The organism is Methanoregula sp. (genome assembly GCA_041645435.1).
GTDB lineage: Archaea > Halobacteriota > Methanomicrobia > Methanomicrobiales > Methanospirillaceae > Methanoregula.
Window position 1 is genome coordinate 1 of sequence record JBAZQB010000006.1, and the last position, 18,667, is coordinate 18,667.

Annotated in this window: 26 protein-coding genes; 8 read left to right on the forward strand and 18 right to left on the reverse strand. The window is 51.1% G+C overall.

Annotation, left to right across the window (positions count from 1 at the left end; genetic code table 11):
- Both WC593_12230 and WC593_12235 read left to right on the forward strand, forming a co-directional pair.
- Positions 1 to 239: sodium/proton-translocating pyrophosphatase (locus tag WC593_12230; GenBank protein ID MFA4825910.1), on the forward strand; the 239-nt coding region annotated here is incomplete at its 5' end.
- A gap of 90 nt (positions 240 to 329) precedes the next feature.
- On the forward strand, positions 330 to 1,142 hold the full coding sequence (locus tag WC593_12235) for a hypothetical protein (GenBank protein ID MFA4825911.1): 813 nt from the start codon (positions 330 to 332) through the stop codon (positions 1,140 to 1,142).
- A gap of 99 nt (positions 1,143 to 1,241) precedes the next feature.
- On the opposite strand, the gene WC593_12240 is transcribed toward WC593_12235, so the two are convergent.
- Both WC593_12240 and WC593_12245 read right to left on the reverse strand, forming a co-directional pair.
- Positions 1,242 to 2,045 carry a hypothetical protein gene (locus tag WC593_12240; GenBank protein ID MFA4825912.1) on the reverse strand — a complete coding sequence of 268 codons (804 nt, stop codon included), beginning with the start codon at positions 2,043 to 2,045 and terminating at the stop codon, positions 1,242 to 1,244.
- Between the two features lie 170 nt (positions 2,046 to 2,215).
- Positions 2,216 to 2,398: a YHS domain-containing protein gene (locus tag WC593_12245; GenBank protein ID MFA4825913.1), complete on the reverse strand. Its 183-nt coding sequence runs from the start codon at positions 2,396 to 2,398 to the stop codon at positions 2,216 to 2,218.
- 83 nt (positions 2,399 to 2,481) lie between these two features.
- Here WC593_12245 and WC593_12250 point away from each other — a divergent pair, with 83 nt between their 5' ends.
- Positions 2,482 to 3,018 carry a flavodoxin domain-containing protein gene (locus tag WC593_12250; GenBank protein MFA4825914.1) on the forward strand — a complete coding sequence of 179 codons (537 nt, stop codon included), beginning with the start codon at positions 2,482 to 2,484 and terminating at the stop codon, positions 3,016 to 3,018.
- Positions 3,019 to 3,068: 50 nt separating this feature from the next.
- Here WC593_12250 and WC593_12255 read toward each other — a convergent pair whose 3' ends face one another.
- Positions 3,069 to 3,401: a DUF1622 domain-containing protein gene (locus tag WC593_12255; GenBank protein MFA4825915.1), complete on the reverse strand. Its 333-nt coding sequence runs from the start codon at positions 3,399 to 3,401 to the stop codon at positions 3,069 to 3,071.
- 106 nt (positions 3,402 to 3,507) lie between these two features.
- Between WC593_12255 and WC593_12260 the strand changes: the two genes are divergently transcribed.
- Positions 3,508 to 3,693, forward strand: a complete 186-nt coding sequence (locus tag WC593_12260; protein ID MFA4825916.1) for a hypothetical protein — start codon at positions 3,508 to 3,510, stop codon at positions 3,691 to 3,693.
- A gap of 165 nt (positions 3,694 to 3,858) precedes the next feature.
- Complete coding sequence (locus WC593_12265; protein ID MFA4825917.1) at positions 3,859 to 4,710, forward strand: hypothetical protein; 852 nt, start codon at positions 3,859 to 3,861, stop codon at positions 4,708 to 4,710.
- A 492-nt stretch (positions 4,711 to 5,202) separates the two neighbouring features.
- Here WC593_12265 and WC593_12270 read toward each other — a convergent pair whose 3' ends face one another.
- Genes WC593_12270 through WC593_12285 form a run of 4 tightly spaced genes read right to left on the reverse strand, consistent with a single transcriptional unit; the run spans position 5,203 to position 7,788 of the window.
- A complete protein-coding gene (locus WC593_12270) occupies positions 5,203 to 5,646 on the reverse strand; it encodes a non-heme iron oxygenase ferredoxin subunit (protein ID MFA4825918.1) in 444 nt (147 codons plus the stop codon).
- Between the two features lie 34 nt (positions 5,647 to 5,680).
- Positions 5,681 to 6,325: a flavodoxin family protein gene (locus WC593_12275; protein ID MFA4825919.1), complete on the reverse strand. Its 645-nt coding sequence runs from the start codon at positions 6,323 to 6,325 to the stop codon at positions 5,681 to 5,683.
- Positions 6,326 to 6,376: 51 nt separating this feature from the next.
- Positions 6,377 to 7,198, reverse strand: coding sequence for a nitroreductase family protein (locus tag WC593_12280; GenBank protein ID MFA4825920.1), 822 nt, complete (start codon positions 7,196 to 7,198; stop codon positions 6,377 to 6,379).
- Complete coding sequence (locus tag WC593_12285) at positions 7,195 to 7,788, reverse strand: flavin reductase family protein (GenBank protein MFA4825921.1); 594 nt, start codon at positions 7,786 to 7,788, stop codon at positions 7,195 to 7,197. The genes WC593_12280 and WC593_12285 overlap by 4 nt, the downstream gene beginning before the upstream one ends.
- A gap of 173 nt (positions 7,789 to 7,961) precedes the next feature.
- On the opposite strand from WC593_12285, the gene WC593_12290 reads away from it, so the two are divergent.
- Together WC593_12290 and WC593_12295 are read left to right on the forward strand one after the other, a co-directional pair.
- Positions 7,962 to 8,339: a helix-turn-helix domain-containing protein gene (locus tag WC593_12290; GenBank protein ID MFA4825922.1), complete on the forward strand. Its 378-nt coding sequence runs from the start codon at positions 7,962 to 7,964 to the stop codon at positions 8,337 to 8,339.
- 156 nt (positions 8,340 to 8,495) lie between these two features.
- A complete protein-coding gene (locus WC593_12295) occupies positions 8,496 to 9,209 on the forward strand; it encodes a DNA alkylation repair protein (protein ID MFA4825923.1) in 714 nt (237 codons plus the stop codon).
- Positions 9,210 to 9,303: 94 nt separating this feature from the next.
- On the opposite strand, the gene WC593_12300 is transcribed toward WC593_12295, so the two are convergent.
- The 10 genes from WC593_12300 to WC593_12345 all read right to left on the reverse strand — a co-directional run bounded on the left by WC593_12300 (position 9,304) and on the right by WC593_12345 (position 16,882).
- Entirely contained in the window at positions 9,304 to 9,558 is a 255-nt protein-coding gene (locus WC593_12300) for a hypothetical protein (GenBank protein MFA4825924.1), read from the reverse strand.
- Between the two features lie 88 nt (positions 9,559 to 9,646).
- Complete coding sequence (pdxT, locus tag WC593_12305; GenBank protein ID MFA4825925.1) at positions 9,647 to 10,237, reverse strand: pyridoxal 5'-phosphate synthase glutaminase subunit PdxT; 591 nt, start codon at positions 10,235 to 10,237, stop codon at positions 9,647 to 9,649.
- The gene (gene pdxS, locus WC593_12310) at positions 10,227 to 11,123 is read right to left on the reverse strand and encodes a pyridoxal 5'-phosphate synthase lyase subunit PdxS (protein ID MFA4825926.1); all 897 of its coding nucleotides are present in this window, start codon (positions 11,121 to 11,123) and stop codon (positions 10,227 to 10,229) included. Before pdxS ends, pdxT begins: the two co-directional genes overlap by 11 nt.
- Positions 11,120 to 12,061, reverse strand: coding sequence for an adenosylcobinamide-phosphate synthase CbiB (gene cbiB, locus WC593_12315; protein MFA4825927.1), 942 nt, complete (start codon positions 12,059 to 12,061; stop codon positions 11,120 to 11,122). The genes pdxS and cbiB overlap by 4 nt, the downstream gene beginning before the upstream one ends.
- Positions 12,043 to 12,612, reverse strand: a complete 570-nt coding sequence (locus WC593_12320; GenBank protein ID MFA4825928.1) for a hypothetical protein — start codon at positions 12,610 to 12,612, stop codon at positions 12,043 to 12,045. The genes cbiB and WC593_12320 overlap by 19 nt, the downstream gene beginning before the upstream one ends.
- Positions 12,613 to 12,623: 11 nt before the next feature.
- Positions 12,624 to 12,806: a methytransferase partner Trm112 gene (locus WC593_12325; protein ID MFA4825929.1), complete on the reverse strand. Its 183-nt coding sequence runs from the start codon at positions 12,804 to 12,806 to the stop codon at positions 12,624 to 12,626.
- Positions 12,806 to 13,816 carry an adenylosuccinate synthetase gene (locus tag WC593_12330; protein MFA4825930.1) on the reverse strand — a complete coding sequence of 337 codons (1,011 nt, stop codon included), beginning with the start codon at positions 13,814 to 13,816 and terminating at the stop codon, positions 12,806 to 12,808. The genes WC593_12325 and WC593_12330 overlap by 1 nt, the downstream gene beginning before the upstream one ends.
- A gap of 108 nt (positions 13,817 to 13,924) precedes the next feature.
- Positions 13,925 to 15,082: an aminotransferase class I/II-fold pyridoxal phosphate-dependent enzyme gene (locus WC593_12335; GenBank protein ID MFA4825931.1), complete on the reverse strand. Its 1,158-nt coding sequence runs from the start codon at positions 15,080 to 15,082 to the stop codon at positions 13,925 to 13,927.
- 9 nt (positions 15,083 to 15,091) lie between these two features.
- A complete protein-coding gene (locus tag WC593_12340) occupies positions 15,092 to 15,583 on the reverse strand; it encodes an Lrp/AsnC family transcriptional regulator (protein ID MFA4825932.1) in 492 nt (163 codons plus the stop codon).
- Positions 15,584 to 15,589: 6 nt separating this feature from the next.
- Positions 15,590 to 16,882, reverse strand: coding sequence for an ORC1-type DNA replication protein (locus WC593_12345; protein MFA4825933.1), 1,293 nt, complete (start codon positions 16,880 to 16,882; stop codon positions 15,590 to 15,592).
- Positions 16,883 to 17,493: 611 nt separating this feature from the next.
- On the opposite strand from WC593_12345, the gene WC593_12350 reads away from it, so the two are divergent.
- Positions 17,494 to 17,982: a MogA/MoaB family molybdenum cofactor biosynthesis protein gene (locus WC593_12350; GenBank protein ID MFA4825934.1), complete on the forward strand. Its 489-nt coding sequence runs from the start codon at positions 17,494 to 17,496 to the stop codon at positions 17,980 to 17,982.
- 87 nt (positions 17,983 to 18,069) lie between these two features.
- Here WC593_12350 and cgi121 read toward each other — a convergent pair whose 3' ends face one another.
- Positions 18,070 to 18,666, reverse strand: a complete 597-nt coding sequence (gene cgi121 / locus WC593_12355) for a KEOPS complex subunit Cgi121 (GenBank protein ID MFA4825935.1) — start codon at positions 18,664 to 18,666, stop codon at positions 18,070 to 18,072.
- Position 18,667 lies beyond the last annotated feature (1 nt).

Below are 18,667 nucleotides of genomic sequence, written 5' to 3' on the forward strand. Positions count from 1 at the left end.
CAACCATCACCGGTATCCTGATGGCACTCATCCTCAACAACAGTGGTGGTGCATGGGACAATGCCAAGAAATACATCGAGACCGGTGTCCATGGCGGCAAGAAGAGCGAGGCCCACAAGGCAGCCGTCATCGGGGATACAGTCGGCGACCCGTTCAAGGACACTGCCGGCCCGTCGCTCCACGTGCTCATCAAGCTCCTTGCGACCCTGACGCTCGTGCTCGCGCCGCTCTTTATTTAAAAAAACTTTTTTTTATTCCTGTCAGATTTTCAGGAACTGCCGTCTCAGGTACCAAGACAATCATTTATCATCCAATGCCGGATACTACTCATGGATCCGCAGGAACACATCCTCATTATCAGCGCAGGTGATAGTATCCATAAAACCTATCCTGCTGTTCTTAAGGATCTCCGGTCGGTCACGCACACATTCATCTTTGCTGAAAAAGAGGTCTACACCAACTCGACTCGGGATGATGCCCAGAAAAGGACGTGGAAGTGTACCATCCGCGACGCGATTGATGAAGTAAATACAATCTCCCTTTCCCGTAAGATATCCTGTGCACTGGTCTTTATCGATGCGGCAGCGTTTGACTCGATTCGTGATCCGGTTCTCGGTATTTTCAGCGACCATCCGGAAGCCCGGTACTCGTTTGATATCTCTGCTGGATCAAAACGTCTTTCGATGGGCCTGTTCTCGATGTCGTTGTGGGTTGAAGGCGACTCATATTATGCATTCGGAAATTCCCCCCCGCGAAGAGTGCCGGTTCCCACACTACCCATAAAAAACCTGCCGGCCGATCCGTACTACCTCGTAATCCTCACCATTCTCTTCCGGGGACAGGAACGCGGGAAGAGAGGGAGTACTCTGGTGCCGAAAGAGACACTGTTCAACGAGACAAAAGCATGGCAGATCCCGGTTTGGGATTCGACGAAGAAAGACACAGGACAGGATCTTTCTCTGTCAGTCTTTTCACGGCTTATTGCATCCCTGATCCGTTGGAACCTAATCCAGGAGGAGCCTGATCCGGACAATGAACAAGAAAAACTCTACAGCATTACTCCAGACGGAGAGCTGGCATTATTCGTATATTCAGCCCGGATGAAAAAACGGGGTGTCGCCAGCCCACCCGGTCTCCTGTGATCCTCTGGATGGGGAGAGACAAGCGGAACTATAAATGAAGTTGACAGGAAAAACCGTTAAAATACTGTATGATCACGAACGGGCACAATAAAAAAGAGGTTACTGTTCCTTCAGCGTTCGCTCATCTTCGGCAATCCATTTTTTCAATTTCCGGATCCCCTCCTCGATATCCCTGATCCGGGCTTCGGTTTCCGCGAGTTGGGCTTTTGCCTGTGCTGCCTTCTCAGGATTCTCACAGGTTGCAAGAAAGGTCAGGATATGACCCCTGCCAATCTGGAAATTCTCCAGGGCGCTCGCAGCTTTCCGGTACCGCTCATAATTAGCTTCGAGATTCTTCCGCACACGAGACTCCGTTTCCGACTGTTGCCGGGAGGGCTTCCCCGCTTTTACGGTAAGCCATGCCGCATCGTGGGTTTTCCGTATCTTCTGGATGTGGTCAAAACCGGCTTTTTTGTGTTTTGCAATCATCTCGTGTTTGAATTTCCCCAACAGATCACCGGCATTTTTAAGTGCCTGCCCTTTTTCTACCAGTTCGTGGACCTCTAAAACCTTTATGCCAGCGGGGATTTGTGCCAGCTCGGTAACCTTCATAATTTCATTGAAATGGCCCTGGGATAAGGATTCCAACGATCCGTACTCGGCTTTTTGTTTCTCCTTGACTTCCCCGCAGTGGGCATTGAACTGTTTCCAGAGCAGATCCCGATCGGTCTGGGCAAGCGGTTTAAGATCCTTGAATAACCCGGTGATCAGTTTTGCCTGGTTCCAGAAATCCTGGTATTTAGTTATAATCGGACGGTTTTCCCGGATCGGACTGGTTAACAGTGATAATTTCTTTATCTCCCGGTCTATGTGTTCTGCATTTTTATGAGCATTTTTTAACCAGGGATCATCTTCAGGTTTCATATACGTTCCCAATAGGTCTGACCTAAATTGGCCTTTGGATTATTTTATCTGTATCTGCATTCGCGGCCTCAAAACGATCCCCGCACCCGGTACTTCCCAAGGGAGATTTCACACCGGGATACGGAAACGGTTATCCGCCTCCGAAAGAGTTGTTACCAGGTCAATTCCGATTATCTCACTTCTTTCAGGTTGACACTGACATCATTGGAGATCCGGGAGTATCGCTTCGGGTTCTCATCGAACTGCTTCTTGCACCAGTTGCAGCAGAAGTAGTATTTCTGGTTTTTATGGGTGCTGGTAATTTTCGCATCTTCTTCATCAATTATCATCAGACATACGGGATCGGTGGCCATGGATTTTACCTCGTTACACTGTACTAGAATCGTGTTTATTTCCTTAAGTCTTATCGCCTTTTGCACCAGGGCCTGAATATTTATTGCAGAGCAGTCTATATCCGTTAGTGATCATCATGCCGGCACGGGTTCTTGTCGCATATGCAACACGGAACGGGTCAACAGCGGAAATTGCCCAGGCAATCGGAAAGGAACTGACAAACGCAGGTCTTACTGTTGATGTTACCGAGATTAAAACCATATCCTCGCTCGTGGCTTATTCAGCCGTTGTAATCGGCGGGCCGCTCTATATGGGGAGTGTCGATGGAGCTGTCGGGAAGTTTATCAGGAAAAACCGAGAACATCTCCTGAAACTGCCGGTCGCCGCGTTTGCTGTTGGTATTGCACCGAAGAGCCCGGAGCCGGGTTCTGTTGAGATGGCAATGGTTGCCTTGAAAAAATCCCTTGAACCGCTGACTCCCGTATCATCGGTCCTGTTTGCCGGAAAGCTCGATCCCTCGACGGTAAACTTTGTGATGCGGAAGTTCCTGGAGATGGGTAAGATTCCCATGGGTGATTTCCGCGACTGGGATGCAATTGCTGCATGGTCGCGCGATCTGCCGGGAAAGATGGGATTCTGACCGGTTGTTTTGCCATCGTACGGTTTAACAAAAAATCGGAGATTCAGGAGTTACTGGAGATTGAATTCCGCTGCCTCTTTTGAGAGGAAATACCCCAGGATTGTCCTGATCACGACTACCACAGCAAGGTTGATGAGATCCTGCTGGCTGGGGGAGAGCAGGGTGGCAAGAATGTCGGCTGCGATGAGGAATTCGAGCCCGAAGACGATCTTGTCAGTGAATTCACGCCGGATCTGGTTATAGGTAAATACCGGTTTTGAGAGTTCCAGAAAAATGACCTTTATGACCGCCTTAAATCCCCCGTAGATAATGAGGGCTGCCCCGACAATACCAAGAACTGCCCCACACAGGCTGACAATAGGATATACAACCGGTATTTCCATACAGAGACAGGATCACGATATAGCATGAACCTTGGGGTCTTGTCCGGGGCTGAATACCGCTTTTCACAAAACCATTAAGCCGCTGCCCGTTTCAGGTTGAACATAAATGTCCCCGACCATCCGAAAAGACTGCCCCTGCCCGAAGACAACATGCAAACGGTATACGCTCTGTGACGAATGCGAGTCCTTCCGAGAGGCAAAAGGTATGCTGCCATTCTGCAGGCAGCCGGCATTATCGCTCTGGGGAAAGATACGGAAGATGCTCGGGCTAAAGAAGCAGTTATTTTTTTAGAGTCGGTATCACTAAAGGGCAGATGTTACACCAGGTGAGAATTTTCAGTTCTACTCCGGTGAGGCGACTCCCTTTTGAAATGGAAAAACCCTCAGGAATAAACATTGCCCGGGAAGCCTCCTGTTCTTCCAGCAACCATTTATCATACCACTCCGGACGCTGATCATGACCCGGCCGGAGCACGTCCATATCATCACCGCAGGGGAGACCAGTTACTCAGCCTACGCCGCAACCCTGCGGGGCAACCCCGATATCACGCATACCTTCGTATTTGCCGATATCGAACTCTATTCCAACAGCGCCCGGGACGCCGAGGCACTCCGGAAGCAGAAAGACACTGCCCGGGAAGCGGTGAACCAGGTCAGGGCCCTGGCCGCTTCCCTGAAGATTCCTGCCCTGCTCGTGTACGTCAGCCCCCCGGCAGATGTCACCGCCCGCGACGCGATCCTGAAGATCAGAAAAGAGCACCCGGATGCGAGAATCTCGTTCGATCTCTCGGCAGGCTCAAAGGATATGTGCATGGCCCTGTTCACACTCTCGCTCTGGGTGCAGGGAGATGCGTACTACACGTTTGCTGAACGAAAGGGTGCGGCAGCCGGTGCGAAACTCGCGGTGCCAAAGACCCCTGCGGAGAATGTTGCGGCAAATCCGAATTACATCAAGATCCTCCAGACGCTGTACAACACCCCGGGGAAGCAGGATCACCCGCTGAGGGTCGTACCGCGATCATATCTCTTCAACCAGCTCTCTGCGGCCTATATTCCCACGCGGAAGAAGGGGGTGAAGATTGCCGAGAACACGATGGGCAAGACGGACCTTTACACCGGAAAGAAGGCAGTAATGCACACGCTAAGCCAGGGGACCTTTTCGAATATCCTCAGGACCATGGTCGCTTTGGATCTGGTACGAGAATTCCCGAATCCGGACAGCAACCGGAAGGAAAATTACTACACCATTACCCCATCAGGAGCCCTGGCTTTACAGCTCGCAGAGATCAAACCGCGAAAACGCGGGTAACATGTACATGTTATTGTAGCATGTACATGCTATTATCACATGTACATGTGACAAAAATCACCTTACTCACGCCGGAGACATTTTGGGAAGGGGTGGGGGTACCCCCTCCTGGACATGAAAGGGGGGTGGCTCATTTTTCACGCGGGTGGCAGGGATCCCCATGGGGGGTTCCTTGTTATAATGTAAAAGTGACCTCGTGTCCTTTTTGACAAAATTTTAAGATGGGGGTTTTACTATCCTTTGTTCGGCATGCGTTTGTTTTTGATGCCCAGAATATTCATGCTGGTGCGAAGTTCAAAAAGGTCTCCCTGCCGGGAGAGGTTGCGACATGGCAGCCGATTACCTGGGTGGCCGCAGGCTCTTCGAGCAGGTCCACTTCTCCCTGCCGGTCGCATGATTACCGGGAACGGGCAGAAAAACCGACCTGCTGCCTGCGACCATCATATTTTTTTTATTCACCCATCTTCTGACGGCATCTTTGGGGCCGGCTCATCAGGGAAGCCCGATGAAGATCGTGTCGCCCTCGACCCGGACCTCGTAGCACTTCAGGGGCCGGGGTGGACGGGTTTTTTTGGCATACGCGAGGATCGTGCCTTCCAGGTTGGTCCAGCGCACCACCCGCCCGTCCCGCAGGTCGAATTGGGAGCTGTGCATCGGGCAGGTGAGGATCGTGCCGTTGAGAGTCCCCTCGGACAAGTCGGCTTCGAGATGGGGGCAGAGCAGCCCGGTTGCATAGTACTGCCCGTTTGCCTGTGCGAGGAGAATTCCGGTGCCGCCGACGGTAACTCTTTTCAGGCCCCCTTCTGCGAGGTCAGAAGTGCGGGAAGCTTTGACAAATTCACTCACGCTGTTACCTCTCCTGCATAAGGAATATTCCTCAACATTGTTAACGATTCTGACCTTCCTTCGCTTCTCTCGTTGGAATGGGAGGGTCATTCTTTCTTCCCGGTGACCCTTCAGGGTTGCTTTGTCACGGTTGTGCCAGCCGTGCTCCCAGCTCGAACGCCCGTTTGCAGTCCTGCGGGAAGACCGTCCTGCGCCGTTCCTTCCGTTCCTCCGGGTCAAAATAACTGAATACGACTTTGTCGTAGTCCTCGAACTGGAGGGTCTCACACGAGAAAAGCGATTCGGCGTGCCCGAACGTGCGGTTAAGAATGCTCTCGTTCAGCCCGGTATGCACGGTATAGTGGTACTCCTTCATCTGCCGTTCCGAGACGTTCATCGTGTATATGAACGCGGACCGGATCATCCCGTTGAAAAGGGACGAGGGGGGGCTGGTGTACTCGAGGTACGGGAACAAGAGCCGCTCCATGAAACACCGCATCTCCCCGGTTACGGTGCCGAAATAGATCGGGGAGCCGAGGATCAGGGCATCTGCCTCCGGTATCGTTTCAAGGACCGGGGTCAGCCCGTCCTGCATGGCACATTTCCCATAGCTCTTCCCACCCTTCAGCTTGCAGGCAAAACAACTGGTACATCCCTTGAAATCCATATCATAGAGATGGATGAGTTCTGTTTCCGCACCCTGGGATGCGGCGCCGTCGAGGGCGTTCTGGAGCAGCATTGCGGTATTCCACTTCTTCCGGGGGCTTCCATTGAATGCAAGTACTTTCATGATCGTGTTCCTTCTTTCGGGTTCTCTTTTTGGTTTCTCAGGTCCGGAGCTTTACTGCCACGTCACTTCGAGGGGTTTTCTCCGGGGGATCCCGTAGGTCTTGTACTGCGGGTGACCAAACATCATCGCGTAGGCAATCTTCCGTCCTGCAGGCAGGTCGAGCTCCTTCTGGAGCGGCTCATAGGACATGGCTGCAGCCGCCACAAAGCCGGCCCAGCAGGTGCCGATACCAAACGCAGGGGCAGCGATATCGAAATGCGTGAGGGCGATGATCGCATCAACGGGTGCAACGGGATTATCCTCCGGGATATGGGCAAAGAGCAGGTGCGGGGCGCCCCGGCAGATGACATCGTTCCCGCTCTCCCAGGCACCGATAAACATCGGTACATAGCCGCTCATCGGGTGACTGGAATTCAGGAGGGTCTTCATCCACTCGACAGTCAGCCCGGCGATCGTTTTTACCTTTTTTGGATCGTGTACAACAATCCACTGTACTGGCTGTCCGTTACTTCCGCTCGCTGCATACCGGACGATATCGAGCAACTGCCCGATCTTTTCCTTTGGTACGGGATCCTTCGTGAAATGCCGCACGGACCGCCGTTTCTTCAGGTAGAATGCCAGGTCATCAGGAGAGATCGTACCGGCACCGGCCGGCAGGGGGACTTTCTCGTCCGGGCGGATATTTAAGAGAAGCGCCTGCGAGGGGCATGAGATCTCGCAGTGCCCGCACTGGATACACCTGGCGGCAGCAGCATCGTTTACGGCGGGCAGGGTATTCTCATCTGCGGGGGAGACAATCGCCACCGGGCAGACAACTGAGCAGATCCCGCACCGGGTGCAAAGATCCTGATCCACGAGTATCGTTGCCATCATTCACCATCCTTTGGTATACATTTCTGTGACTGCTGTACCAGATCCTTTCCGGCACTCCAGGCATCCCCGACATGTTTCCCGAGAGTCCAGTAGCGGTTGTCGGGCATGGTGAGGAAGAGCGGGTCGATCGCCGGGAAGTCCGGCTTCCCGTCCTTTACCACGCAGCCATCGGCATACACCCCGGTAATCTCGCCGATAAAGAGCGTGTTGGTGGGCAGGGGAACGGCCTGGACAAGCCGGCATTCGAGTGAGACCGGGCATTCCCTGATCATCGGCGCGGTCTTGAGCGATCCGTAGAAGACATCAAAAACATGGGACTTGTCGGTCTTCTCACCGGATACGAGACCGCAGTAATCGGTTTTTTCGAGCAGGGCCGAAGAGGGGATGTTTACCGAGAACGTCTTTGTCTCTGCGATCCCCTTCGGTGTGTAATGATGATTTCCGATCCCGCAGGCTATCATCGGGGGATTCGCGTTGGCCCGGGCACACCAGCCCACGGTCATGAAGTTGTCTTTCCCATTCACCTGTGTTCCCACGAGAACAACGGGCATTGGTATGAAAAAGTTCTGTCCAATCTGTATCTTATCCATAGGTTTTTCCTCACTCTCCGCTGAATGCGGAGTATCCTGACAGATATCCATAAGCAGATAGAACACATACTATTCTTCTGCAAGGGTAATCTGGTTCATTATGATAAATTCAGCCTTAAGTGAATATATAGGAAATACAGTAAATAAGGTAACATACTTTCATTGGAGTAACCATGACCTACAGTAAAAACGGGAAGACCTACCATTGCCCGGTAGAGGCGGCACTGGATGTTATCGGTGGCAAGTGGAAGCCGCTCATCCTCTGGCATCTTGGGGATAATGTTGTACGCTTCGGCGAACTGCAGAAAGGATTGCCGGGAGTCAATGCCAAGATGCTCACCAAGCAGCTCCGTGAGCTCGAGAATGATGGTGTCATTAAGCGGACAATCTACCCCGAAGTACCGCCACGGGTGGAATATGCCATCACTGATTTCGGCAAGACCCTGCTGCCTATCATGGTGGCTCTCTGCAACTGGGGTGCCCACTATCTTGGTATCGAGGAGGCATCCTCGTACGAGTGCCCGACAAAAACCGGGAAAAAGAAGAAATAGTGGATGGGTGCCGGGGGGTCATCCCGGAAAGAATCCGTTTTTTAGGAAATATCTGCATATTGAAATCCGAACGGAATGTCAGCAGCTCCGGTGGACGGTCATTTTCACCTCCCGCATGCCACATCAATTATCCCGCATACTCGCTTACCTCTCTGCATGGACCCGATAATTACTCTTATACGGCAAGAACTCGAAAGTCACGCGGACCCTGAGATACGGAAGACCTCGCAGCGGTTCTTCAAGGAAGAGATCCGGTGCCATGGCATAAAAACAGCAACCGTGATTGCGATTGCGAAGAAATACTGGAAAGAGGTTAAAGGGCGGCCAAAACCGGAGATATTCGCTCTCTGTGAAGAGTTATACCAGTCTGGTTACATCGAGGAGTCCTTCATCGTCTCGAACTGGGCGCACGCTCTCTCGGGGAGATATGAACGGGGAGATCTGGGGATCTTCCGGCACTGGATTGAGACGTACATAACCAACTGGGCTTCCTGCGACGGGTTCTGCAACCATACGATGGGGGATTTTATCGAACAATTCCCGGAGTTTATCGAAGAACTGAAAAACTGGACACAATCGGAGAACCGCTGGATGCGGCGGGCGGCGGCAGTCTCGTTGATCGTTCCGGCTAAACACGGGAAGTTCCTCAAAGAATCTATTGAGATTGCCGACCTTTTACTGACAGATAAGGACGATATTGTGCAGAAAGGTTACGGATGGCTGCTTAAGGAAGCGAGCCGAAAGCACCAGAAAGTGGTGTACGATTACGTGATGCGAAACAAGAAGGCGATGCCCCGGACAGCGTTGCGGTATGCGATCGAGCTGATGCCCAAGGAACTAAAGGCAGTGGCTATGATGAAGGATTGGTGATCCGACAAGAGAGATCACTCCCCTCTTGCAGTGCAGAGAAGGGGCTCACGGGCACAGTCCCGTGATAATAATCGGTAAAAAAAAGATTTTTTCCTTATTCCATCTGCCGGATATGGTGTCCGCTCCCATCGTCCAGCTGCTGTGCGACATGTTCCTTGAGCTTCCCCAGCAGATCGGAGGATATTAATTTCCCGGACATCACATGAATTTCCTTTTTATTAGTGGAAGGGTTGACCTCATAGGTCAGAACAAAATCCTCATGGTTTGCCATTGACGAGAAGAGCAGATCGGTTACCGCTTCATGAAATGGTTTTTCAGCATTCTTCCGGCGCGTTTTTCTGATAGTCATTATGGTACGTGCTACGCGCGGGATAATAAATATTCATGCTAATTCGATAGTTAACCTACCAAAAAAGGGGTAAACCGGGGAAACGCGGTTAAATGCCATTCTTTTTCAAAAATCGTTCATGCAGCCGGGTATCCCCCCCAAGTTCCGGGTGGAATGACAGGGCCATGTGCTTTCCCCGTTCAGCAGCGACAATTCCCTGATCCAGCCGGGATAACACCGTAACACCGGCACCTGCCTGAGTTGCTACCGGTGCCCGGATGAAAATTGCATGGAACAGCCCACCGTCAATACCGGTAAGGGGAATATCCGTTTCAAACGATTCCCGCTGCCGGCCGAATGCGTTCCGGTCTACCGTCATATCGATAAGACCTAGTGTATGAATGCGGGCATCGTCTACATGGGTTGCAACCAGCACCATACCGGCGCATGTTGCAAAAATACCACCGGAGAAATTCCGGATCGGCTCATAGAGATGATTCTTATCGATGAGCCGGGAGATGGTGGTCGATTCCCCGCCCGGGAGGGCCAATGCATGGCAGCCTTCCAGTTCGGTGGGATTCCGTACAGTGACAACTTCAGAAGTTCCACCATAACCGAGACGATCGAGCGCGAGCACGAACGCCTCGATGTGCTCGCTCACGTTCCCCTGGAGTGCGAGTACTCCTATCTTAACGTCCACGGGTCTGCAGCACCTCATCATCCCTGAGGGTGTGGATATCGAGACCGGGCATTGCATCGCCGAGCCCGCGGCTCACCCGGGCAATAACCTCGGGTTCATTGAAGTGGTTGACGGCTTCGACAATCGCCTTTGCCATCAGTTCAGGATTGGTGGACTTGAAAATACCGGACCCGACAAACACACCGTCAGCTCCCAGCTGCATCATCATTGCGGCATCTGATGGTGTGGCAATTCCTCCTGCGGAGAAATTCACAACGGGAAGTCTCCCGCGCCCGGCACATTCGATGACCAGTTCTGCCGGGGCTTCAATATCCCGGGCATAATCGGTCATCTCCTGCTTGTCCATTCCCTTGAGCATGCGGATCTCTCCCATGATATTTCGCATGTGACGCACAGCCTCAACAACATTTCCGGTTCCGGCCTCGCCCTTGGTCCGGATCATGGCGGCTCCTTCATTGATCCGGCGCAACGCCTCGCCGAGATCGCGGGCTCCGCAGACGAAGGGGACCTTGAACAGTTTCTTATCGATATGGTATTGCTCGTCTGCCGGTGTCAGGACTTCGCTCTCGTCGATCATATCGACGCCGAGCGTTTCGAGCACCTGTGCCTCGACAAAGTGACCGATCCGCACTTTGCCCATCACCGGAATGGATACCGCTTCGATAATCTCGGTAACCTTCTGGGGATCTGCCATACGGGCAACGCCGCCCATCTTCCGGATATCTGAAGGCACCCGCTCCAGAGACATGACTGCAACGGCCCCGGCATCCTCTGCTATCTTTGCCTGCTCAGCGTTCACGACATCCATGATAACGCCCCCTTTCTGCATGGATGCAAAGCCGCGCTTGAGGAGCTCGGTACCGAATCTCAGTTCCTCGAGTTTCATATGCCGGTACTATTGATCAACGATCCCAATAAAAACAGAGTACCCACAGCAATCAGTGCAAACATCAGGGTCACCATCCTTGTTGCCTCAAGAATGTCGGCTCCACCCTCGTCAAGTGTCCGTTCACCATCACCAATTGTATACACACCCGGTTTTTCAAAACGGATACCCACACCTCCCGCCATTGCTGCCATGACAATCCCCCCATTAAACCCGGGACGGTTCCTGCCATCCCGCCGCATAATCCTGAGGGCAGGGGAAATACGTCCCCGCTGGAGAAAGTGTAGCAGGAGCAGAAGAACCGTGATCCGGGCCGGAATATAATTGAGGATATCATCCATCCGGGCTGCACACCACCCGATACGCTCACGTTCGTCGCGGTATCCCAGCATCGCATCCATGGTATTGACTGCACGAAAGACTGCAGCCCCGGTTATGCCGAACAGGCAAAAGAAAAAGAGCGGTGAGATAATGCTGTCAGTGAGGTTTTCCGTCATGGATTCATAACCGGCAGAGAGGATGTGTTCGCGGTCAAGATCTGCAGTACTGCGGGAGACCAGCATCTTGACCTTTTCACGCCCGGTCTCTATGCCACCCTTAAGGGCATCCACGACAGCAAGCGTATGCTCCTCAAGAGATCTCCCTGCAAAACAGCACTTCAGCAGGAATGGGGCGACAACCAGGTACCAGTACCACGGTGCGACAGCCGCAAAGCAATAAAACGGAGCCGCAAAGAGGACAACGGTCACCAGCCAGAGAAGTACTCCGGTAAATCGCTGGATATTGGGAGAATAGTATTCTGGTTTTCCCCACCAGCCGATAAACCGGCCGAGAAGTGCAACGGGGTGCCAGGCTGAATGGGGATCCCCGATCAGCCGGTCTACAAGAAGCGCGGCAAAAAGGACTATAGCCACTGATGCTATCGCTGACGGTACCATGTGTAAAGTGCGCCAACGATGAGAATGATAAACGAGGCGATATTTAACAGTTCAATAGTGGTATAGAGCCAGGCAGTATAGAGAATAAGTGCAATTCCCATCATGACCATCAGGAGATGAGGACGACCGCGGGCAACCGGCTGGATGGGTGATTCCTCCGGGATGACCGGTGCGTTTTGTGGCGGATGGACCACATCCACACGGGCAGTTGTTTTCATCACGCCGTATCCTGCAATAATTTCTAGATTAAAGAATCCTTCCTGGATATCAGGAAACAGGGGAATCGTCAGCACCGATTCATCGACAACATACATGTTCTCGTGAAAAAAATCGGTGTACATGCTGGCATTTGCAGAAGTTGCGGTAATGTGAATCGGCGCCCCGCGGTTTACGAATTTTATCCGCAGATTGTTGCCGGTTAATGCTTGAATCTTTCCCCTTGGCAGGTCGATCGAATTGATCCCACTGCGATTAAGATATATTTCTGTACAGGTATCATTACCCTCGGTACCTACGGAAATCAGTACAAAAAAGGGTAACGGGAAGTTCATACCTCCACCTGTTATTCCTGGTGAGTCTGGGGCAGGAGATTGGGGATGCCTTCATTGATGGGATAGTCCACCCGGCATGCAGCACAATGCAGTCCGCCTTCCAGGATCTCTTTATCGTCCTCTTTGATGACCGATAAGACCAGATCTCCCTTGCAAACGGGGCAGCAGAGAATATCCATCAGGGAACGTCTCATTACAGCTCATTCCTTAGATCAATAATCTGGGTGACCTCAGGGCCGGTAGAGATCAGGGCTACAGCACAGCCAATGTCATCTTCGGCCTGTTTTATGAAGTCCTTTGCCTTCTTGGACAACTTTGCATACTCCCTGACGCCAAAGCAATCTTTGTCCACACGATCGATGCCGGTGATCGCAGCCTGCGTGCACCCGTTAATCATGGCCGAGTACTTTGCCATTTCCCCGTCCCATACGCCAATACGGCGCTTACGGTGAGTGACAGTCCCGAACTCCTTGATCCCCATCCCATCGGATTTCTCAAACGACATCTCGGTGCTGAACGGGCCTTCCCCGACGCGGGTGGGATAAGCCTTGAAGACCACGACCACATCATCGATCTTTGTCGGCCCGACACCGTTATCTGCCGCAATCTGGGAGGCAGAGGTGTCTTTGCTGGTCACAAACGGATAGGTTCCGTAATAGAGGGAGATCCCAAAACCCTGCGTGCCTTCCAGCAGGATATTGCTGCCCTTTTTCAGCTCTTCGTCAATAGCCATGGGGACATCGAGCAGGTATTCAGCAAGCTCAGGCACATCCTTCGCTTGGGGGGAAACCCGCATGACCCGGTCGGAATTCGCAGGTCCGCATCCGGATCCTGTGCTCCCGATCTTCTTTGACAGGTGGTCGCTTCCCTTATCGCGTGCGATATGATCTTCTGTGATGATCCCGCAGCGCTTGTCAACAAAGACCCGGCCTTTAACACCGAGAGTGTCAACTTCGAACTTCAGGACTCTGGGATCAACGAGAACGCCGCTCCCGATACAGAGTTTTGCATCCTTATAGACAAAACCGGACGGGACCATTCGGACGCCATATTCACGGTCTCCGACCTGGACAGTGTGTCCTGCATTCGGACCCACACCGCCGCGGGAGATGATTGCGGGTTTATCCTGAAAAGCAATGTGGGCAACGATCTTGCCCTTACCTTCATCCCCAAAAAATCCACCAACGATGATAGTGCAGCTCATATTAGTTTCATGTAGTATAGGTTGAAGTGCAAAATAAACTATCCCTTATCTCCCTGTACCGGTTATCGGCAAGAAAAAAAAGTGAGAGATTCAGATAGAGAGAGCGGATCAGAGACCTTGGATAAAAGTCTCCATCCTGCCCAGTGCTTCTGACAGATCTTTCCTGGAGACCGCATAGGCACACCGGAGATGATCTTCACCGCCCTCACCAAAAACACTGCCCGGAACAACTGCTACTTTCTGCTCCTTGAGCAGTCGTTCGGCAAATTCCACGTCGGAAAGGCCGGTTCCTTTCACGGAGGGGAACGCATAAAACGCTCCTTCGGGAACGTGACAGGTCAGGCCGATCCGATTTAAACCTGCCACAAACATGTTGCGCCGGAGGCGGTACTCGTTGACCATGCTGTTCTTATCCTCTTCAGCGGACCGGAGCGCTTCAAGTGCCCCCACCTGACCCATCACCGGGGCACAGAGCATAATATACTGGTGGATCTTGAGCGCTGCATCACAGAGCTCCTTGGGGGCACACAGGTATCCGATACGCCATCCGGTCATTGCGTACGCCTTCGAAAAGCCATTGAGCGTGATCGTCCTCTCCCAGAGATCACTGACCGTTGCTGCCGCTACATGGGTGCTGTCATACGTCAGCTCTGCATAGACCTCGTCGCTGATCAGCAGTATATCCTTATCTATGACGATATCAGCGATCTCTTTCAGGTCGCTCTCGTTCATCACCGCACCGGTCGGGTTATTGGGGAAGTTGATAATCAGGGCCTTGGTTTTTGGCGTGATCTGTTCCTGCAGGGCATCAGGGTTGAGCTTGAAATGATCTTTTTCCGTGCACCGGACCGGGACCGGCTTTCCACCGGAAAGTGTTACACAGGGTGCATAAGAGACATAACTGGGCTGGGCAATAGCCACCTCGTCGCCCGGGTCAACGACAGAGCGTATCGCAATATCGAGTGCCTCGGATACGCCGCTGGTGATGATGATCTCATCATTACTGGTGTACGGGAGGTGGTAGTGCTGCCCAAGGTACCGGGACAATGCATCCCTGAGTGACTGGAGACCCTTGTTGGATGTATATGATGTCGTCCCCTGCTCGATGGAGTAGATACTCGATTCGCAGATGTTCCAGGGTGTCCGGAAATCCGGTTCACCTACACCTAGCGATATCACGTTGTCCATTGTCAGGGCTAGGTCAAAAAATTTCCTTATGCCGGATGGAGGGATTATTTTTGCACGTTCTGAAACAAAGTTGCGCATTGCTCAACCTCAGAATGAATAGGGGAGGCGCTCTGACTCCTGCTGCTCAAAGAGCGTGTGACCGTTCTCCTTATACGACTTCATGATGATATGCGTGGCAGTCTCGCGGATCCGGTCCATGGGAGCGACATGTTCCGATACAAACCGCGAAACCTCCTGCATATTCTTTCCTGTGACAACAAGCTGGAGATCATAGGTACCTGTCATAAGCCGCAGAGTCTTGACCTGCCGGAACCGGGAGAGGCGTTCTGCGATCCTGTCGTAGCCAAAGTCGCGTTCAGGACTGACTTTCAATTCAATGATGGCTGAGACCTCACCGTTTCCTGCCCGTTCCCAGTTGATGACGGTGGAGTACCGTTTTATTACCTGAGCAGCTTCGAGTGCGTGAACACGACTCTCGACATCGGCTGTTGAGAGGTTTGTCATGATCGCAATTTCATCTGCCGAGAGCCGGCTGTTCTCCTCAAGAATCCGGAGGAGTTCGAGATCTTTTTCATCCATCCATAATCACCTGAACCAAGTCTTCAACCACTTCGCTTCCATCTGGGATACATCAAGATCCTTAAGCCCGTTGAGACGTGTATCCTTTAAGACAACTTCGCGGATCTTGTCCGTGTTGGAGTCAAACCACATCTCTTTTGTCCTGCCATATCGTCCGCGGCTCACAACCCGGGTGTTGATCACTCCGAGCATATTCAACTCGGAGATCAGATCGGTGATCCTGCGGTGGGTAAGCACATCGAGCTGAATAGTCGGTGCAATATCCTGGTATATGCGTGAGACTTCCCCGCTCGTAAAGATATTCTGACCCAGTTTTTCTAAGACCAGCATGGAGAAGAGGATCAGCTTGCTCTGGGTTGGCAGCGTTGCAATGCATTCAATCATGCTATCGGTCTCAATTTTTGCCTGCGCCTGTTTGACGTGTTCCTCAGTAACCTGCGAGGATTCATCGCGATCTGCAAGTTCCCCGGAGATCCTGAACAGGTCAAGCGCCCTGCGGGCATCTCCATGTTCCTGCGCCGCAAGCGCTGAACACAGGGGGATAACACCTTCCGCAAGGGCTCCTGCAATAAATGCTCCATCAGCACGTTGTGCAAGAATATCCACCAGTTGTGGTGCATTATAGGGGGGAAACACAATCTCTTCTTCAGAGAGCGAGGAGAGAACGCGGGGATCCAGGAAATCCTTGAAGCTGAGGTCGTTTGAGATCCCGATAATACTGACTTTGGAATTTTTAAGATCGGAATTGATCCGGGTAAGATTGTAGAGGGTATCATCGCCACTCTTTTTTACCAGTTTGTCGATCTCGTCAAGCACTATTACCAGCACACCACCACTGGCTTCCAGCTGATTTTTGAGCTCCGCATATACCTGATCGGTAGGCCACCCGGTCATAGGTATATGTGTACGTGTTTTATCGCTTCCCAGTTCTTCAGACACGTCAAGACTCTTGGCAATCTGGGCAAGCACCCTGTATTGGGTATCAATCACTTCACAGTTCAGATGTACAAGGCGGCAGATTGGTCCCATCTTGCTGCTTGCCTTTTCCAGCTCCGTTCCGACATATCGGACACATGCGGTCTTACCGGTGCCGGTTTTCCCATAAATCAGGATATTTGAAGGGGTTTCATTTCTCAGTGATGGTGCAAGGATTGATGCCACCTCCTCAATTTGCGGTTTTCTATGGGGGAGAATCTGAGGTCGGTAAGAATGTCGGAGCACCTCACGATCCTTAAATATCCGGTTGTTGGTGAGATATTTTTTAAATAGTCCCGTTGACGGGTCTTCTGTTTCGGGCATGGTCACACTGTAGTGCAGAGAATTGGTGCGAATACCCTAAAAAACGATCGGTATATCTTATTTATATACCCCATTACTTCCATTGGAAATATTGCTATATAACCCTTAAAACACTAAATGTGGCTTAAACTTGAGATTCGATTTTTATTATTTTTCTCTGGTTTTTATGATAGGTGTTTTTTATAAAAAATGTGTTTTATAGGTATTTTTTGAATATTCATGAGATTTTGGAGTGTTTCTTTCATTGGGGGGAGACCCCTTTACTTCGTGTGGAACTTTTAAAAAAATACCCTCTGATATTTTTTAGTACAATAAAAACAGCCATTTTAATATATTTAATTATTAATATATATAGTCATCGAAATAGCTATTGCAATATCTTATAGGACAATTTAATATGAAAATGCCCCCGGCAATTTTCATTTTGCAGGCTTGTGGCTCACCAGCATCATGTCTGTTTTCATTGTAAATGAATAAAATCAATAAAATGAACGATACCCCCCAATACTATTTCCACTGGAAGTAAAGGGGGGAGCCTCTGGAATAAAAAGAATCTGCTATGGTAATCCTGAGAATTTTATTAATGCTTAATTAACTGAACAATTATTAACATGAATCAAAATCACATACAACACATCCAGATTTCTGCTGCTATTATCACAGTATCCAGTACAAGAAAGCAGGAAAATGATTCCAGTGGAGCGGCAATATCAACCCTGCTCACAACAACCGGCATTCCTATTAGTCACTATGCAATTGTTACTGACCGGATCGAAGCAATCCGCAACGAGCTCTATATTGCAATGAAGACTGCCAATTGCATTATCATCAATGGGGGAACCGGTCTTACCCATGATGATTGTACTATTGAAGCCATCTCACCATTACTTCACAAAAAAATTGATGGATTTGGGGAGTTCTTCCGTATGAAAAGTCTTCAGGAGATTGGCACATCATCAATGCTCTCCCGGGCAATTGCCGGTGTTATCGATGGAAAGGTTGTTTTCTGCATCCCCGGATCAACACCAGCTGTGACGCTCGCAACAAAAGAGCTGATCCTCCCGGAGATTACTCACATTCTCTCTCATGCAAACAGGTAATATTGCAAATCCTCACCATATGTAACAATATCATACCGCAACATTTTCTGGATGTGTATTGACTATCGGTATTCCCGTATGAACCTGTTACCGATACACGTCCAACAGCGCGATGCGTTCGAGAACGAGATCAATGATTCGGGCTCTTTCAGTTGTGGCAAGTTCATCAGGAGTTATACCAAATAAATCCATAAGAAATGCCAGTTTTTGAGAATCAATACAGCTCCAGGGGTCATTAACGATACGAATTACAGGGGCGAGCGCCCCCCATACTCCGTCCGAGGTTGGATAGCAGCAGACGTACAGGTGGTTCTCTCCTTCGTGAACTCCAAACGGTGCAGCCAGTGAGCACTGGCGGGAACCTGCAGCATACAAGAGCGCCTCCATCTCAAGGGTGTTGGAGACCATCACTCCCCTCTCATAAGATCGTACTGCATGAGACAACGCAACATGAGCGTGTGGTATTCCGGCCAGCATGTCAGCATTAAAACAGATGATATGGGTTTCATGGGTTTCTGCAATAGTCCGGATTGTGTGGAGAAATGCGGCACGATCTTCAATTGTGCTGATAGCCGCACGTATATCATACGTACTGCCCTGATGGATAAAGAGTGCACTCGTCTTCGTATCGCAGCACACCTTGTGTATACCATCTGATTCTGCAGTTACTTTTTTCCCCGTCATA

Coding starts and splice junctions, on each gene's coding strand:
- WC593_12345 (MFA4825933.1), bottom strand. CDS start 16,882: ATGCCCGAAACAGAAGACCCGTCAACGGGACTATTTAAAAAATATCTC.
- WC593_12260 (MFA4825916.1), top strand. CDS start 3,508: ATGTCCCCGACCATCCGAAAAGACTGCCCCTGCCCGAAGACAACATGC.
- WC593_12285 (MFA4825921.1), bottom strand. CDS start 7,788: ATGGATAAGATACAGATTGGACAGAACTTTTTCATACCAATGCCCGTT.
- WC593_12290 (MFA4825922.1), top strand. CDS start 7,962: ATGACCTACAGTAAAAACGGGAAGACCTACCATTGCCCGGTAGAGGCG.
- WC593_12330 (MFA4825930.1), bottom strand. CDS start 13,816: ATGAGCTGCACTATCATCGTTGGTGGATTTTTTGGGGATGAAGGTAAG.
- WC593_12255 (MFA4825915.1), bottom strand. CDS start 3,401: ATGGAAATACCGGTTGTATATCCTATTGTCAGCCTGTGTGGGGCAGTT.
- WC593_12325 (MFA4825929.1), bottom strand. CDS start 12,806: ATGAGACGTTCCCTGATGGATATTCTCTGCTGCCCCGTTTGCAAGGGA.
- WC593_12350 (MFA4825934.1), top strand. CDS start 17,494: ATGAATCAAAATCACATACAACACATCCAGATTTCTGCTGCTATTATC.
- pdxS (MFA4825926.1), bottom strand. CDS start 11,123: ATGAAACTCGAGGAACTGAGATTCGGTACCGAGCTCCTCAAGCGCGGC.
- WC593_12295 (MFA4825923.1), top strand. CDS start 8,496: ATGGACCCGATAATTACTCTTATACGGCAAGAACTCGAAAGTCACGCG.
- WC593_12270 (MFA4825918.1), bottom strand. CDS start 5,646: ATGACCCTCCCATTCCAACGAGAGAAGCGAAGGAAGGTCAGAATCGTT.
- WC593_12235 (MFA4825911.1), top strand. CDS start 330: ATGGATCCGCAGGAACACATCCTCATTATCAGCGCAGGTGATAGTATC.
- WC593_12340 (MFA4825932.1), bottom strand. CDS start 15,583: ATGGATGAAAAAGATCTCGAACTCCTCCGGATTCTTGAGGAGAACAGC.
- cbiB (MFA4825927.1), bottom strand. CDS start 12,061: ATGGTACCGTCAGCGATAGCATCAGTGGCTATAGTCCTTTTTGCCGCG.
- WC593_12245 (MFA4825913.1), bottom strand. CDS start 2,398: ATGGCCACCGATCCCGTATGTCTGATGATAATTGATGAAGAAGATGCG.
- WC593_12335 (MFA4825931.1), bottom strand. CDS start 15,082: ATGCGCAACTTTGTTTCAGAACGTGCAAAAATAATCCCTCCATCCGGC.
- WC593_12300 (MFA4825924.1), bottom strand. CDS start 9,558: ATGACTATCAGAAAAACGCGCCGGAAGAATGCTGAAAAACCATTTCAT.
- WC593_12280 (MFA4825920.1), bottom strand. CDS start 7,198: ATGATGGCAACGATACTCGTGGATCAGGATCTTTGCACCCGGTGCGGG.
- cgi121 (MFA4825935.1), bottom strand. CDS start 18,666: ATGACGGGGAAAAAAGTAACTGCAGAATCAGATGGTATACACAAGGTG.
- WC593_12275 (MFA4825919.1), bottom strand. CDS start 6,325: ATGAAAGTACTTGCATTCAATGGAAGCCCCCGGAAGAAGTGGAATACC.
- WC593_12240 (MFA4825912.1), bottom strand. CDS start 2,045: ATGAAACCTGAAGATGATCCCTGGTTAAAAAATGCTCATAAAAATGCA.
- WC593_12265 (MFA4825917.1), top strand. CDS start 3,859: ATGACCCGGCCGGAGCACGTCCATATCATCACCGCAGGGGAGACCAGT.
- WC593_12320 (MFA4825928.1), bottom strand. CDS start 12,612: ATGAACTTCCCGTTACCCTTTTTTGTACTGATTTCCGTAGGTACCGAG.